Genomic DNA, 17,109 nt, shown 5'->3' on the forward strand with positions numbered 1-17,109 from the left:
ACTTATGGAAAAAGTATTAGTTTTTGGACATCAAAATCCAGATACAGACACAATTACTTCTGCGATTGTATACGCTTATTTAAAGAATGCTATTGGGGTAGAGGCAGAGGCGGTTCGTTTAGGAGAATTAAATAACGAAACTAAATATGCGCTTGAAAAGTTTGGTTTTGAAGCTCCACGATTGATAAAAAATGTAGAAACTGAAGCGACAAAAGTAATTCTAGTAGATCACAATGAAAAACAGCAAAGTGCTATTGGAATAGAAGAAGTTCAAATTACAGAGGTTATTGATCATCATCGTATTGCTAATTTTGAAACGGCAGATCCTTTATATTATCGTGCAGAGCCAGTAGGGTGTACAGCTACGATAATCAATAAAATATTTAAAGAAAAAGGTGTCGATATTCCATCTAATATTGCAGGATTGATGTTATCAGCTATCGTTTCGGACACATTATTATTTAAATCACCAACATGCACAGAAGAAGATATTACAGCTGCACGCGAGCTAGAAAAAATGGCAGGAGTAAACGTTGAGGAGTATGGACTAGCTATGCTAAAAGCAGGGGCTGACCTTAGCGATAAGAGCCTAGAAGACCTACTTTCCCTGGATGCAAAAGAATTTAGTATGGGAGAGCATAAAGTAATCATTGCTCAAGTGAACGCTGTCGATGTAAATGATGTGATGGGACGTCAGGATCAATTAGAGGAATTAATTAACCTTGAAATTCAAGAAAAAGAATTAGACCTCTTCTTCTTCGTTGTAACAGACATATTAAATAACGACTCTGTTGCTTTAGCTTTAGGTAAAATGGCGCTAAAAGCAGAGACTGCATTTAATGTAACATTTGTTAATAATGTTGCGCTTTTAAAAGGCGTGGTATCTCGTAAGAAGCAAGTAGTACCAGCGTTAACAGAGGCTTTAGCCGAATAAATTAAAATATAAAAACTTCCTAGTAAACTTACTAGGAAGTTTTTTTTATAATTATTTTCTTCTAGGTAACAAATCATTTTAGGAAGAAAATAAATTAATCGAAGGATAATTGTTATTTATAGTTCGAATAGGGTATATACCATAGAGTATAAAAATTGGAGGTAAGAAATATGAGTTGGATTGAAACCATTGTGGATGGATTAAACAATGTGTTATGGACTTATATATTGATTGCTTTGCTCATTGGAGCAGGGTTGTATTTTACAATTAGTACGAGGTTTGTGCAATTTCGTTTATTTGGTGAGATGTTTCGCTTAATCACAGAAAAAAAAGAAGATAAAAGTGGAGTTTCTCCCTTTCAGGCATTTACAATTAGCACAGCATCCCGCGTAGGTACTGGTAATATTACCGGGGTAGCTTTAGCAATTGGTATAGGAGGACCTGGGGCTGTTTTTTGGATGTGGGTCATAGCTATTATCGGAATGGCTACGGCTTTTATAGAAAGTACTTTAGCGCAAGTATATAAGGTAAGGGATGGAGATAGCTTCCGAGGTGGTCCTGCTTATTATATTGAAAAGGCATTAGGTAGTCGTAAACTTGGAATAGTTTTTAGTATCCTATTAATCTTGTGTTTTGGCTTCATATTTAATGCAGTGCAGTCTAATACAATAGCTGCTTCAGTAGGGGATGTATTTAACATTCCTCCATACATTATCGGGATAGTATTAGTGTTACTAACAGCAATTATAATTTTTGGCGGAGTACATAGAATTGTCAGTGTCACCCAAATAGTGGTACCTGTAATGGCAGTATTCTATTTGGCTATAACACTTTTTGTAGTTATTACTAATATTTCAGAAATTCCCGCAGTATTCAAACTAATTATTACACATGCGTTTGGCCTAGAGGAAGCAGTAGGAGGAACAATTGGTGCTGCAATCATGCAAGGGGTTAGACGAGGATTATTTTCGAATGAAGCAGGTATGGGTAGTGTACCAAATGCTGCAGCGACAGCAAGTGTATCTCATCCGGCAAAACAAGGGCTTGTTCAAAGTTTAGGGGTATTCTTCGATACCATTATTATCTGTTCAGCAACCGCATTTATTATCATTTTAGCTGGGCTCTATAGTACTGGGGAGGATGACGGTGTCATCCTGACTCAAAATTCCTTGGCAGTACATGTAGGTGAATGGGCTCCTTATTTTGTGGCCATAGCAATTATTTTCTTTGCCTATAGCTCTGTTATGGGGAACTATTACTACGGAGAAACTAATATAGAATTTATGAATGCTGGCAAGGGCTGGCTTACTGCCTATCGTTTTCTTGTATTAGGAATGGTAATGTTCGGCTCCCTTGCACACGTTCAGCTTGTTTGGACCCTAGCAGATTTATTTATGGGTTTAATGGCCACAATGAATATAGTAGTCATTATACTTTTAGGTAAAGTAGCCTTTAAAGTATTGGATGACTTTACAAGGCAACGAAAAAAAGGACAGGATCCAACATTTTATGCAAAAACAATTCCAGGTCTGAAAAACACAGAATGCTGGGAAGAGGAAGATAGATAAAGAATAAGTCTGCTTTTCCTTAAGGGAAGCAGGCTTTTTTGTATCGTACAAGCTAGGGAAGTAGCAAGTAACATTCTACATTCCTTATCAACTATCTTAACGACACGTTTTGTTCTAGTATGTGCGGGTACAAAAAGTTTAAGAGAATTAATGTACCTTTATCTAGCATTGACCAAAATGAGAACGTAAAAGACCTACAAGCAGTATAAAAAACAACTAAATAAACATCTCTTTCCATTTTATATTCGTTTTAGTTGAATAAAGTTTGCTGAATAGATAGAAACTAGTAAAAAGGAGGAAAAATGATGACAAAAACAATTTTACCCGGGAACTCAGAGTCCTATTGGCTATCTACCAATGATCTTCCGTTTTTTCCAAAACTAAATGAAAATATAGAAGTTGATGTGCTGATTGTGGGAGCAGGTTTAACAGGAATAACAGCTGCATATCTATTAAGCAAGAGTGGAAAATCAGTAGCTGTTATTGAGGGAAGTAAAATTTTAAATGGTACAACAGGTTTTACTACCGCTAAGGTAACAACCCAACATGGACATGTTTATCAACAGCTTATTGATACTTTTGATGTTGAGAAAGCCCGACTATATTATACTGCACAAAATGAGGCACTTAATTTCATAGAACAAACTGTTTCCGATTTAAATATTAAATGTGATTATGAAAAAGTACCTGCTTACATATATGCGGATACCGAAAAAGGGGTAGAAATTGTAAGAAAAGAAATGGATGCCTATCAGAAGATAGGGATTGGTCCTGCTTCATTAACAAAAGAAACAGAGCTTCCTTATGAAGTAAAGGAAGCCCTCAAACTAGAAAATCAAGGGCAATTTCATCCAGTAAAGTTTGCAAAGGCATTAGTGGACTTTTCTATCGAGAATGGTGTCCATTTTTTTGAGGAGACACGAGCCAAAGACCTTAATTTAGAAAATGTAGTAGAAACGGTTGATGGTCACAAGATTAAGGCGAAAAAAATTCTCGTTTGCAGTCACTTTCCTTTTAATGATGAAAACGGTTTGTATTTTACACGTTTAGAATCAAATAGATCCTACGTAGTAGCCGCTCCTGCCGATAAAAAGTTTCCAAAAGGGATGTACATTAACGTAGAACAACCAACTAAATCGATACGCTCTACTCTTGGTTCTGACGGTAGAAGATATATCCTTTTAGGAGGTGAAGGTCACGTAACCGGTAGAAATGAGGGAGACACCACTGCGAACTATGAGGCATTAGCAGCTTTCGGACGTGAAAAATTTAATTTTGAACAGTACAATTATCGATGGTCTGCACAGGATTTGGAGTCATTAGACAAGGTTCCATATATAGGTGCAATGACTTCAAGCAAGCCAAATGTATTAGTTGCAACAGGATATCGCAAATGGGGAATGACTAATAGTATAGTCGCAGCTAAAATTATGGTAGATAACGTATTATCGAAAGAAAATGGGTTTTCAGAATTTTTTTCACCTACAAGATCTAAAATGAAAAAAGAAGATATTACTAAATTTACAAAAGCCAACGCTAGTGTAGCGAAGGAGTTTGTTAAAGGCAAGACAGAAAAAGTAGATCTTCAGCTAGAGGATTTAAAAGAAGGCACAGGAGATATTGTAAAAGTAGACGGTAAAAAGGTAGGAGCCTACAAGGACCAGGATGGAAAAGTGTATTTAGTAAAGCCTGTATGTACACACATGGGATGTGATGTAGCTTTTAACAATGCAGAAAGCTCGTGGGATTGTCCATGTCATGGTTCCCGTTTTAATTACAAGGGCGAAGTGTTAGAGGGACCTACGTTTGAACCATTAGAAAAATTAAATTAGCTGTTTCTAAGAGCGTCGGAAACTAGCTTAAAAGTCGAGAAAGAGGAACCATGCTTTCTCGGCTTTTTTTGTCTTTTTAACTTCCACCTATTGTCTTCCTAAAATATATCGATTAAAATTATCGATATACATGAAGGGTGTGAATGATATGAAAAGGAGAAGAGGTTTCGTGCAGCTGGCTATCCTTCATTTGCTTGATGAAGAGCCGAAGCATGGATATCAAATAATGAAGGAATTAGAATATCGCTCTGGTGGCTTTTATTCGGCAAGTGCCGGAACAGTCTATCCTGCATTACAGGAGTTGATGGAGCAGGAAATGATTGAGTTACTACCTGATTCAGGTAAGAAGGTATATTCTCTAGGGAGCAAAGGCAGAACTCGCCTAACCGAACATTCCAATAAAAAAAAGAGTGATTTTTGGGAAGACTGGAAGGCTAGATGGGAATGGCAAAATTCAGAGGAAGCAACCCAACTAAAAGAAGTGATCGATCAATGGGAAAATGAACTAAGAAAGGCGATTAAAGCCTCAAGGAAGGATAAAGATAGTACTTCCAGACTGATTGAATTTATTCAAGATACGACAAATCAATTACAAAAAGAAATACAAAAGAAAGGAGAGGAAACATGAAGTCTCTACAAAAGCTACTTCAATATTTAAAGCCATACACTCTTTTTGCCATATTAGCCCCTCTCCTAATGTGTATAGAAGTGGCAATGGACTTACTTCAACCTACAATTATGCAGCATATCATTGATAACGGGATTGCACAGAGTGACAATGCTTATGTTATTCAGATGGGATTATTGATGCTCGTCACTGCATTCGTAGGTTTAATAGGTGGAGCTGGGTGTACGGTTTATAGCTCTAAGGCTGCAGTCAATTTTGCTGCAGATATTCGAAGAGATGTTTTTCGAAAAACACAGCAGTTTTCTAGCAGAAATACAGACACATATGGGGCAGGAAAGCTAATCACGATTGTTACAAATGATGTCACTTCTGTCCAACAAGCTTTAATGATGACACTTCGCGTATTTGTAAGGGGCCCACTTTTGTTCATAGGCTCCGTTATTATCGTATGGGTCACAGCAAGAGAGTTATTCCCGGTCTTACTTGTAACCATTCCTATTTTGATGGCATTCATTTATTTCTTTTCTTCTAAAACTGGAAAGCTCTTCGTAAAGGTCCAAAAAGCTATGGATAAGGTGAACACTAAGCTACAGGAGACCTTCTCTGGAATTCGAGTAATTAAGGCATTCAATCGGAAGAATTATGAAATGGATTCCTTTAAGGATGTTAATGACACTTTAACAAAAAGAAACATGGCAGCGGAACAAGTTATCCTATCCCTTATGCCTGTAATGTTATTTGTAGTTAATGTTGGGGTCGTTTTTGGTATGTGGATGGGTGCTATAAAAGTCGATGAAGGGACTATGCAGGTTGGGGTCATACTTGCTTTTATTAATTACCTTAACATTATTATGAATGGCCTTATATCTAGTAGCCATGTATTAATGCAAATCACCCGTTCCTTTACTTCTGCTAATCGTATTCAACAAGTGTTAGAGACGGTAGTAGATATTGAAGAACCAGTAAATCCAATACATACTAGCGACATAAAGGGTTCGGTAGAATTTGACCAAGTTAACTTTAGCTATAGTAAAAATGGAGAGTATGTCTTAAAAAACATTTCCTTCTATGCTGGCGCTGGAGATACAATCGGTATTATTGGTTCAACAGGAAGTGGTAAGTCTACATTAGTAAAACTTATATCCCGGTTATATGATCCAGACACGGGTACCATTCGAATAAGTGGAAAAGATTTAAAGGATTACTCGTTAGAGGAATTGCGAACTTTAATAGGTTTTGTTCCTCAAAAGGCAACCTTGTTCTCTGGTACGATTGAGGAAAATCTAAGCTATGGGAAAGAAAATGCAAATCAAGATGAAATGGAGATAGCTGCTCGTTCAGCGGTAGCATATGAGTTTATCGAGAGATTGGATAAAGGATTCAATCATGAGCTCATGCAGGGTGCAACCAATCTATCTGGTGGGCAAAAACAGCGTCTTTCTATGGCTCGAGCATTCATCCGCCATCCTAAAATACTTGTTTTTGATGATTCAACTTCAGCCGTAGATGCATTATCGGAAGCTGCTATTCAAAAAACGTTAAGAGATCACTATGGAGAAACAACAGTTTTTATCATTTCTTCAAAGGTATCTTCCATTATGGATGCCGACCAAATACTAGTGATAGATGATGGAGAGATTGAAGCAGCTGGTACGCATGAAGAGCTTCTTCAAATGAGCCAGGTGTATAGAGATATTTATGAGACACAAAGTGGGAAGGGGGTTCTATCAGATGAATAAAGCATCTACTCCACCACCAAATGCCATGGGCCGAGCGAGAGGGCCGAGAGGATTCGGAGGACCAGTTGTTAAAGCAAAGGATAGCAAGGGTACGATCAAACGAATATGGCGCTATATGGAAAAGCAAAAAATAGCATTGATAGCAGCCAGTGGCCTTGTCATTATTTCGACCTTGCTGAATTTGCTGGCCCCATATTTGATAGGGGTAATTATCGATGATTATATTATTCCAAAGGATTTAGATGGCACTATTCGATTCTTAATATTTTTAGGAATAGTATACATTGCTTCTTCCGTTTTCACATGGCTCCAAACATTTTTAATGGTACGTGTATCGCTAAAAACTATTCAAACACTTCGACAAGATTTGTTTAATAAGTTCCAAACATTATCGTTGCGTTTTTTTGATAAACGGACACATGGAGATCTCATGAGTCGAGTCACGAATGATATAGAGAGTCTTAATAATGCATTGAGTCAAAGCGTTATTCAAATATTTTCCTCTGTTCTGATGGTAGCCGGCGTTACGATTGCTATGTTTGCTTTGAACTGGTTATTAGCTATAGTAGCACTACTAATCATACCGCTTATCATATTTACAACGAAGAAAATAATAAAATATAGCAGTAGTAACTTCATTAAGAGACAGCGTGATTTAGGAGAGTTAAATGGTTTCATCGAGGAGTCAATTTCAGGTAATGAGGTAATTACCCTGTTTGGTCAAGAAGAAAATACATTTAATAAATTTTCCGTAGTGAATGAGCGTTTGAGAGGATCAGCAATGGCTGCGGATACAGTATCAGGTTTTCTTGGACCTATTAATAACTTTATAAATAATCTTGGGTTGGCCCTTATTATTGGAGTTGGTGCGCTTATGACTGTTCAGGAAATGGCTACCGTTGGGATCATTGCAGCTTTTGTTACCTATTCCCGACAGTTCTTCCGTCCGATTAACCAATTATCTAACTTACTAAATACTTTTCAATCCGCAATTGCTGGGGCAGAGAGGGTATTTGAGATTATGGATGAATCCCCAGACATGGTGGATAGGACAAATGCCATAGAAATAGAATCTTTGAAGGGTACTGTAGAATTTTCTCATGTGAATTTCTCCTATGAGAAGGGAGAATCTATCTTAAGGAACATTAGCTTCCAAGCAAAAGCAGGAGAGAAGATTGCACTAGTTGGTCCGACTGGTTCTGGTAAAACAACCATTATAAATTTACTAATGCGCTTTTACGATATTGATTCTGGAAAAATTCAAATAGATGGAATTGATATACAAGACTATAAAGTTAACAAGCTACGTGAAAAAATTGGGATTGTGCTTCAGGATACATTCTTGTTTTCAGGTACGATTATGGAGAATATCCGATATGGGCGATTAGATGCTTCTGATGACGAAGTAGTTGAGGCTGCTAAACTAGCATCAGCACATGGGTTTATCAAGCATTTGCCGGAGCAGTATGAAACACTCATTACATCAGGTGGATCGAGCTTAAGCCAAGGCCAAAGACAGCTACTGGCTATCGCTAGAGTGATTTTGGCTGATTCCGATATACTAATATTAGATGAAGCTACTTCTAGTATAGATACGAAAACAGAGATTGAAATACAACGTGGACTAAATAGATTATCAGAAGGACGAACTAGCTTTGTCATTGCGCATAGGCTAAAAACAATTGAAAATGTAGACAGAATCTTAGTAATTCATCAAGGTGAGCTTATTGAATCAGGGACTCACCAGGAATTATTACAGAAAAAAGGCTTTTATTTTGAGCTATATGAAAGTCAATTTAAAATATAAAAGGAAAAGTTCTCTGGGGATTGTCAATGGCCTCAGAGGACTTTTTTTAAATAAAAGTAATTTAGTACTAGCAACTTTAGGGTGGTAAAGTAAAATATAAGTCGAATTATATAAAAAAAGAAAGGAATATTAGTATGAAAGTAGCGATAATTTTTCACGTTTAAGTGCTATTTTCAGAAGGTACTTTCACAACTTAAAGATATGGCTTTTAACATAAAAATATACAATAATTAAGATAAGAAAAAAAAGGAATAGAGGTGAAAAAAATGGAGAGAACGTTTTCAGTCAAACTATTATTTGAACATATTTCCTCGCCTGAATCTATGCCTAATAAAACATTTGAAGAAACGATAAACATCGTTCGAGCACCTCGATTCGAAGATGTAGATCGTTTAGTAAAGGAACATTTTAAAGACGTCACTTATACCAATGCCTTTGGAGAAAAGACAGTAATAAAATTAGTGATGATTCTTGATGTTTTCGAAATGGTTGATAAAATCGAAGAATCATTAGAATTTGCGGAAGTCTACAGTCACCATATTATTTTAGACGAAGCAGTACAATTAGATAGAACATATTGAATAGATTATCAAAAAAGGTCCCCAGTTCAGAGAACTGGGGACCTTTAAATGTTAAAAAAATTATATTGCTTTGAATCCAGGTTTGATTGATGTGATTTCTGGTTTGTCATTCACAGCAAGTAAGTCACCAAAAGCAGTAATTTCTGGTTTGTCATTCACAGCAAGCAAGTCACCAAAAGAAGTAATCTCTGGTTTGTCATTCACAGCAAGCAAACCACCAATGGAAGTGATCTCCGGTTTGTCATTCACAGCAAGGTTATGTGAAGAAGTGATTTCTGGTTTATCGTTAACAGCTAGATTAAAAGATGATCCTGATACTATTGCAAGTAAACCAAGACCACAAAGTGTTCCACAAACTAATTTTTTCATGATAATTCCTCCCAAGTAGATACTTTTGATTGTTTCATATGATAATTAAATCCATGTTCGTAATAAATAGTAGACAATTTATATTTTTTATCAGATGCAAGTTTCTTAGCTAACACAAAGCAATATATAGAACAATACTTATATTCTTGTTTACTTTCAAAATAATCTAGAATATTTTTAAATGTGCTAATTAAATCCACTTCTTCAAAAAGAAGTGCCTCGTATACTTTAAAATGATTTTCATAAAATGCTCGGGTATTTTCAGGTAACTCGTTTAAAAGTTTAATACCATCTTCTAACCATAAGATAGAATTCTCAAGATCACCATTTTTATAATATTCTTTTAAAACTGATAAGCTGGTTACTATCCTCTGTATAGGATTGACTTTAGATTTTAAGCTATTTTGGAAATGAAATAAAGCTTTTTCATGATCCTTTAGTAAAGAATATGCTGCTCCCAAATTATGCTCTATCATGCCTATAAATTTTAATGAGTCTATTTTAGAGCTTATCTCTTTTGCCTTTTTGTAGGTAGCTATAGCTTCTGTTAGTACCCCGCTATCTTTTTGGGCAATACCTAAAATCACTAAACATTCTATAGAGCGTTCAATCAATATTTCTTGATTAAAATAGGATAATGCAGATTTAACATAATCTATTGCTAATATATATCTAGACTCGGAAAGAAGCGCTAAACTCGATATATAGTAAAGTTCTGCCATTTCCCAATCTTCCATACGGTAATTTTTAATTATAGTAAATATTTGCGTAAGTATTTCTGAAGACTGTCTGAATTGGTTATTTTGATAAGCTATAATACCTTGAATTGTTGAAAGATAAAAAAGTTGTTCAGTATCCATTTCTTTTTTAAATTCTTCTAAGATTGCTAAATTTGTATGAATTTCGTTAGCGCAATTAGGTAACATAAGCATCAGTCTTGTTTCCATTACTAGAAGAGTAAGTCTATTAGGTTCAAATGGATGTTCCTCTATGTAAATATGGACATCTTGATATAGACTTTTTGCTTTTTGTTTATCTCGAGAGTTTATGACTGATTTAAAAAGTGATTTGAAGTACGATAATTTTGCTTCATCACCATCATTATTTAATGCATCTAAAGGCACGTTTAATCGTTTTAATAAGTGTTGCTGTATATCCTCACTAGGGATAACTAACCCATTTTCTATTCTACTTAAGTAAGAAGGAACGCAAATACCTGAAGCTAGATACTCCTGCTTCATATTTTGTCTTTGGCGTTCTAATTTGATTAGCTGCCCTATATTCACCTAATTCAACCCCCCTCGAGTAGGATCTTAATAGGAAACAAAATCAGATACTATAATAAAGATAGCATAAAAAAACTGAAAAAAGTATAGAATTGAATTATTATGAAAGTGAACAGCGAAATAGGTCAAAAAAGTGAGGTTTTCTTCGTTCACTTTCATAAAATAGTTATGTTTCTTTTAAATTTTGTTATTAATTGGATTTAAATTGAATTAATTTTACTACAGTGTTTCTTGACTAAGATAGTAGTTTAGAGACTTCAAAGTAAAATATTTACATTATAATTTTGTTTTTTTAGGTGAATTTTGAGGGTTAAGTAATTTTATTCACAATCTACTAAAAATATTACTGATGGTGTTTATGTGATTATCAAGACAACCCTTGGCCTTGAGTGAATTCTCTATACAACTCATGGTGATTTATTAATTCCTCGTGTGTACCTTTGCCTGTAATTTTCCCTTGTTCTAAGAAGAATATTTGATCTGCATGGATAATAGTAGCTAAACGGTGAGCGATGATTAGAGTGGTGCGACCTTTCATCAGCCGTTCTAAAGCTTCTTGAACAAAAGTTTCTGATCCACTATCTAAGTTTGAGGTAGCCTCATCCAACAGTAGTATCTTAGGATCATGTAAAAGGGCTCTCGCAATAGCAATTCGTTGTCTTTGTCCACCTGAAAGCTTCATACCTCGTTCGCCTACCAATGTATCGTATTTGTCTGGTAACTCTTCGATAAAGGAAGAGGCATTTGCCGATTCTGCTGCAGCTTTAATTTTTTCCATGGAGGGAATATCGGTCATTCCATAAGTCATATTGGACAAAATCGTTCCACTCATTAAAGGACTCTCCTGTGAGACGTAAGCCATCTTCGAACGCCAATCTCTTAAAGAAAGTTCTTGGATAGGAGAGTTGTTAAAATAGATAACACCATCGTTTGGCTCATAAAACCTTTCAAGTAAAGAAAATATAGTTGTTTTACCTCCACCACTTGGACCTACAAAGGCGGTAACTGTACCTGGTTTAGCTTCAAACGAAACTCCGTTAATGACTTTTTTGTCTTCTCCATACGAAAAATGAACATCCAGGAATGTTATAACACCATCCTCCAATGGTTTGTTTGCCTCTTGTTCAATAGGCTCACTTTCCATTTTAAATATCTCTTGAATACGTTCTGTTGCTCCAACCGCCTTCTGAAAGGAGGTAAAGAAAGTGGCCATTTGAGCAAAAGGAAATATAATTTGGACAAGATAGAAGATAATAGCAACAAGATCTCCAGCGGAGAGATTGCCATTAGAGACCTGTAAGCCTCCATAGCCTAATATGACCACTAAAATTCCCATCATTATAAGTGTCATTAAAGGGGATATGAATGCCTGGATTTTTGCTTCCTTTAAACCGAATCGATATAAGCTATGAATGGCTTCTCCGCCACTAGCTGTTTCGGTACGTTCTGCACGATATGATTTAACGAGTCTTATCTCAGAAAGTACTCTGCCAAGCAATCCAGAAAAAGAGGCCATTTCTTTTTGAGTAGCCTTAGCTACCTTATGCATCTTGGAGCCAAGAGGAATCATAATTGCCATGCTTAATGGTACGCTAATCAGCATAATCAGTGTCATTTTCCAATCGATGAAAAATAAAATAATAACTGAACCAATTATCGTTATTATGCCTGACACAAAATTGACTAAATGGTCGGTAACCAATGATTTTAATGTGGTCGTGTCCTGTGTGATACGACTCATTGTCTCGCCGCTTTCATGGCGATCATAATAAGGGACGGGTAGATGGAGAACCTTACTCCACAGTTTCCTTCTTAAATCAGCAACTACAAACTCACCAATGTAAGATAAGAGATAATAGGAGAACCCTCCGAATACCGCCTGCAATATAAATACACCCAATAATATGAGAATAAGTGTCCAGTTGAAGGAAGCAGAGGTTAAAGAATCAACCAAGGTTTTAGTTACTAAAGGTACAACTAGACTAATGACAGTGCTCAATAAGGAAAGGACTATTGCTAAAATAGCCATTTTGATTGGCCATTTTAAACTCTTCAGTAATTGAAAAAAGTTTTTAGTGGATGAGGACATCCTAAACACTCCTTTCTTCTTTGTAAATTTTTAAAGAAAAAAATCGTGCAAACAGTGAGTTGCACGATACTTATAATGCCTTAGTCTCTGCTTTAGGTCTCTTTTGTAGTTCTACAACTAGCGGATCCGCAGACATTTCTAACAGACTAGCTTGTTTGTTTTGCAATTCTAATCGCATTTTTTCCGTTTCTAATAGGAAATTGTCATATCTTAATTTTTCTAGTTCAATTTCGTCCTTGATTACTTTAGATTTCATAGATTGCATTTTGCGTAAATGGGTTGTCCAAATTGCGGTTAAAGGGATTGAAAAAACCATCACTACAGCAACGAATCCAATAAAAAGTCCAAAAAAGTCTTCCATGTTATTTCCTCCTATTTCTTTTTCCCTAGTATATACGAAAAATAAAGAAAATAGTTTCCAATTAGTAAAGTAATTTCAAAAAAAGGAAAAGCTATTCTATTAGGTGTGTATCGACCATTAGAATAGCTTTTCAAGATTTTCTATTTATTTAGGTAGGCCCAAGCGTATTGAGCATAAAGCTCTGCTCCTGTTGCAAGTGCATCCTCATCGATATTAAAGTTTCCGTGGTGGTGGGCCCATTCTGTATCCTTTTCTGGATTTCCACTTCCTACAAGGGCAAAGCTTCCAGGTGCCTTTGTTAAAAATGCTGAGAAATCCTCTCCGCCCATAGTAGGCTTTTCGTTATAAACTGAATCAGGGCCAAATGCTTCAGCCGCAACCTGTTGAACAAGTTTTGCGCTTTCTTCCTCGTTGTCTACCGCATCAGTTCCACGTGTGTATTCTACCTCTGCTGTCGCTCCGTAAATAGCAGCCACGTTTTCAGCATACTGGGTAAGGGATTTTTCAATAAAATCACGAGTTTCGGGATGGAAGGTACGAACAGTTCCCTCAATCTCTGCATTTTCTGCAATTACATTGAACCTCGTACCAACCACCATCTTTCCGATTGTTAATACTGCCGGGCTTTGCGGGTCGATTGTCCGCGATACGACTGTCTGAACATTCATCACAAAGGAAGAAGCTACAAGAGCAGCATCAATACATGCCTCAGGTATCGCCCCATGTCCACCGCGTCCTTTAAATTTAACTGTGAAAAGATCTGCTGCTGCAAACGAAGGGCCAGGTGTGCAGGATACTTTGTTGGTCGGCATTTGTGACCAGATATGTATACCGAAAACATTGTCCACGCCTTCCATAGCACCCTGTGCTACCATAGCTTTAGCACCCTGAGCGACCTCTTCGGCAGGTTGAAAAAATAACCGAACATTCCCTGGCAGCTGATCCTTCACCACTGATAAAGCCTTGGCAGCGATTAATAGCATGGACGTATGAGCATCGTGTCCACAAGCATGCATTTTTCCATCTGTCTTAGAAGCGTAAGGGACGTCATTTAGCTGCTGGATGGATAATGCATCCATGTCACCTCGAAGAGCCACTGTCTTTCCAGCGGGATTTCCTTTAATCTCTGCTATAACACCAGTCGGATTGGTTTTTCGATAGGAGATTCCTAGTTTTTCTAAATAATCACAAACAAATTCCGTCGTTTTAAACTCTTCAAATGACAATTCAGGCTCACTATGCAATGTTCTGCGTAATTGGACTAGTTCCTTACTATTGTTTTTTATAGATTCTTTAATTTGATTGTTTATCATGCTGTCCCTCCGTTAGTCGTAATGCTGTTTCATATAAAATAGTTGCCCCTTTAGCAAGATCGTTTACATCGGACCATTCCTCTGGGCAATGGCTTAATCCATCTCTGCTAGGGATGAAAATCATTCCACAAGCTGTGTAATCGGAGAAAATCATAGCATCATGTCCTGCACCACTGTTGATATGACAATAGGGAATGTCAAGTTTCTCGCAGGTTTCAGTTAAAATAGTACCAATATTTTCGTCCATCATTTTTGGAGTAGTATAAAGCAACTGCTCTATAGTAGTTCGTATGGTTGGGGTGGTCTTAGATTCAATCAGTTGCCTCACTTTACTAATCGAGTACTGAACATTTTTTTCATCTCCAGAACGAATGTCTACTGAAAAAATCACTTTGTTTGGAATCACATTGGAACCGTTAGGGAAAACTTCTAGCTGACCTGTTGTAATAACTGTTCCATGTCCAATTTCCTCAGCTAGCTTTGGAAATGTTGATATTATTTCGGCTGCTATTACTAATGCATCTGCCCTTCTGTCCATAGGGGTAGTACCTGCATGGCCGGCCATGCCTTGGACAGTGACTTCTAGCTGGGTCAGCCCCACGACTGCATCAACTACTCCAATGGATATATTTTTTTCCTCCAGAATAGGGCCTTGCTCAATATGTAGTTCCAAGAAGGCTTTAATTGATTTTGGGTCACGGTATTTTTCCTTTGTACAATCCAAGCCAATACTAGTCATAGCTTCTTTTATAGAAATACCGTCTTTATCAACGAGGGCTTGAAAATCTTCCTCTGACAATAATCCCATCATTCCCCTTGAGCCCATTAATCCTCCACCATAGCGAGTTCCTTCCTCCTCAACCATGGCAATAATCTCAAGCGAGTTAACTGGTTGGATTTGCTGTTCCTGATAAAGAGCTGCGACCTCTAATCCTACTATTACACCAGCAGCTCCGTCATAAGCCCCTCCGTTTGGCACGGAGTCGAAATGAGAGCCAACTAAAACAGAGGGGGCTTCAGGGTTAGAGCCTACTAATTTACCAAATATGTTACCTAAGCCATCCTCCGATACAGAGAGGTTATATTCTTTCATTTTATCTTTAATATAGTTTCTAGCATCTAAGTCATCCTTTGAATATGTAAGTCTAGTCACTCCAGCTCCAGGAGTTGCTGTATATTCACTTAATAGGTTAATATGCTGTTCAATTCTTTGCTGATTGGCTATCATTCTATCACTCCTTATAAAAATCCTACGAAAATACCAGCTAGAATAACAGATACAACAGTTACACTGATGAATCCTCCTACTAGCATTGGAGGAAGCATGTGACTAGTTAAAACTTCCCTTTCCTTCTCGTCCTCTGTTAAAGCCTTTATAACTTCATTTGTAATGATGTAATCAGCAGGGAAACCGTATAAAGCAGTTAAAGAAACAGCAAATGCCATGTTTTTGCTTACCTTTAAAATTTTCCCGATGATAAAGGAGAATATGTACATTCCAATTACACCTAGAACGATTGTCCCCACCAAAGGATAAAGAATTTCCATGATCATGGAAGGTGTAGCATTTTTTAAAGCATCGAAAACAAATAGCATTAAAACAAGAATACAAATACCAAAGCTATTTGCCTTTTGAAGTACGTTACGTTCTAAGAATCCGACACTTCCAGCAATAATGCCAAATAATAAGCAGAGAACAAAGGGACTAATTTCTACAATAGGATTTAAAAGAGTAGAAACTCCATATGCAAGGAACCCGACAAACGCTAATCTAAATAGCTTGAAGTAATCTGAATTGTATTTGGTAGGTAAATTTTTAAACATTTTAAGTTCTTCTTTTGAATCCTCAGTTGAATTTTCTAGTTGCCCAGCAATAGTTAATTTTCCTTGACGGAACTTGTTAAGTAGATCCTTTCCTTCTTTTTTGAGAACAATTGAGGTGAGGGGATACCCTGCAAATCCCTGCATAACGTAGATAACGATTGCAAATACAGACAAAGTTGTAAGTCCTGCATTTGCCGCACCTTCTGACATGATTAATGCAGATACAACGCCACCAACTAATGGAGGGATAGCTACCACAACAGTTTCAAAATCAAACAATAGAATTCCAATCGTGAATAGAGCGACAATTATACCTAAAATACCAGCTAATGATATTAAAATAGTTTTCCATTGTTCCTTTAGCTGTTGAAGAGAAAGAAGTGTTCCCATATTAGTGATTAGCAGGTAAATCATCATAGTTGCAACTACAGGTGGTACTCCTGCTATAGATACGATTTCCTTAGGGAAAAAGGTCCAATAGCCAATGATGAAAAGGACGGCTGAAACAAAAACAGAGGGGATCCAGGCCTTTGTTCGAGTGGAGACCAATTCTCCAATAAATAAAATAGCAATAACTATAACTAAAGCAAGCATTTGCGGCATAATTTTCCGTCCTTTCTGACAATAAAGAATAATCAATACATTAACATAAAACTTTATCGGAATAAAGTATATAATATATTTCAGAATAATTAATTTATTAATAAAATTATGTAAGTGTTTTCATTGAGAAATATAAAAAAAGGCATTTCCATTTCTTATGGAATGCCCTTTTTCA

The 17,109-nt window shown here is 36.6% G+C and carries 14 protein-coding genes; 7 read left to right on the forward strand and 7 right to left on the reverse strand.

Going from position 1 to position 17,109, the window contains the following annotated elements:
- The first annotated feature begins 4 nt into the window (after positions 1-4).
- The 7 genes from D0S48_RS14905 to D0S48_RS14935 all read left to right on the forward strand — a co-directional run bounded on the left by D0S48_RS14905 (position 5) and on the right by D0S48_RS14935 (position 9,089).
- Complete coding sequence (locus D0S48_RS14905; protein ID WP_151112421.1) at positions 5-934, forward strand: manganese-dependent inorganic pyrophosphatase; 930 nt, start codon at positions 5-7, stop codon at positions 932-934.
- A gap of 170 nt (positions 935-1,104) precedes the next feature.
- Positions 1,105-2,502, forward strand: coding sequence for an alanine/glycine:cation symporter family protein (locus tag D0S48_RS14910; RefSeq protein ID WP_151112423.1), 1,398 nt, complete (start codon positions 1,105-1,107; stop codon positions 2,500-2,502).
- A gap of 305 nt (positions 2,503-2,807) precedes the next feature.
- Complete coding sequence (locus D0S48_RS14915; RefSeq protein WP_151112425.1) at positions 2,808-4,334, forward strand: FAD-dependent oxidoreductase; 1,527 nt, start codon at positions 2,808-2,810, stop codon at positions 4,332-4,334.
- A 148-nt stretch (positions 4,335-4,482) separates the two neighbouring features.
- On the forward strand, positions 4,483-4,962 hold the full coding sequence (locus tag D0S48_RS14920) for a PadR family transcriptional regulator (RefSeq protein ID WP_191963814.1): 480 nt from the start codon (positions 4,483-4,485) through the stop codon (positions 4,960-4,962).
- Complete coding sequence (locus D0S48_RS14925) at positions 4,959-6,701, forward strand: ABC transporter ATP-binding protein (protein WP_151112430.1); 1,743 nt, start codon at positions 4,959-4,961, stop codon at positions 6,699-6,701. Before D0S48_RS14920 ends, D0S48_RS14925 begins: the two co-directional genes overlap by 4 nt.
- A 25-nt stretch (positions 6,702-6,726) precedes the next feature.
- Positions 6,727-8,508 (forward strand): ABC transporter ATP-binding protein, encoded by a 1,782-nt coding sequence (locus tag D0S48_RS14930; protein ID WP_225321747.1) that lies wholly within the window; start codon positions 6,727-6,729, stop codon positions 8,506-8,508.
- A 266-nt stretch (positions 8,509-8,774) separates the two neighbouring features.
- Positions 8,775-9,089 carry a DUF4288 domain-containing protein gene (locus D0S48_RS14935; RefSeq protein ID WP_144539510.1) on the forward strand — a complete coding sequence of 105 codons (315 nt, stop codon included), beginning with the start codon at positions 8,775-8,777 and terminating at the stop codon, positions 9,087-9,089.
- 60 nt (positions 9,090-9,149) lie between these two features.
- On the opposite strand, the gene D0S48_RS14940 is transcribed toward D0S48_RS14935, so the two are convergent.
- From D0S48_RS14940 to D0S48_RS14970, 7 genes are all read right to left on the reverse strand, one after another.
- Entirely contained in the window at positions 9,150-9,458 is a 309-nt protein-coding gene (locus D0S48_RS14940) for a hypothetical protein (protein ID WP_151112434.1), read from the reverse strand.
- The gene (locus tag D0S48_RS14945) at positions 9,455-10,744 is read right to left on the reverse strand and encodes a helix-turn-helix domain-containing protein (RefSeq protein WP_151112436.1); all 1,290 of its coding nucleotides are present in this window, start codon (positions 10,742-10,744) and stop codon (positions 9,455-9,457) included. Before D0S48_RS14945 ends, D0S48_RS14940 begins: the two co-directional genes overlap by 4 nt.
- A gap of 367 nt (positions 10,745-11,111) precedes the next feature.
- A complete protein-coding gene (locus D0S48_RS14950; RefSeq protein ID WP_151112438.1) occupies positions 11,112-12,833 on the reverse strand; it encodes an ABC transporter ATP-binding protein in 1,722 nt (573 codons plus the stop codon).
- A 70-nt stretch (positions 12,834-12,903) separates the two neighbouring features.
- The gene (locus D0S48_RS14955; RefSeq protein ID WP_151112440.1) at positions 12,904-13,194 is read right to left on the reverse strand and encodes a hypothetical protein; all 291 of its coding nucleotides are present in this window, start codon (positions 13,192-13,194) and stop codon (positions 12,904-12,906) included.
- Between the two features lie 140 nt (positions 13,195-13,334).
- Positions 13,335-14,507 (reverse strand): amidohydrolase, encoded by a 1,173-nt coding sequence (locus tag D0S48_RS14960; protein WP_151112442.1) that lies wholly within the window; start codon positions 14,505-14,507, stop codon positions 13,335-13,337.
- The gene (locus D0S48_RS14965) at positions 14,488-15,735 is read right to left on the reverse strand and encodes a Zn-dependent hydrolase (RefSeq protein WP_151112444.1); all 1,248 of its coding nucleotides are present in this window, start codon (positions 15,733-15,735) and stop codon (positions 14,488-14,490) included. The genes D0S48_RS14960 and D0S48_RS14965 overlap by 20 nt, the downstream gene beginning before the upstream one ends.
- An 11-nt stretch (positions 15,736-15,746) precedes the next feature.
- A complete protein-coding gene (locus D0S48_RS14970) occupies positions 15,747-16,934 on the reverse strand; it encodes a hypothetical protein (protein WP_151112445.1) in 1,188 nt (395 codons plus the stop codon).
- Positions 16,935-17,109: the final 175 nt, after the last annotated feature.

Origin of the sequence: Psychrobacillus sp. AK 1817, assembly GCF_008807035.1 — a bacterium.
In the GTDB taxonomy this organism is placed as follows: domain Bacteria; phylum Bacillota; class Bacilli; order Bacillales_A; family Planococcaceae; genus Psychrobacillus; species Psychrobacillus faecigallinarum.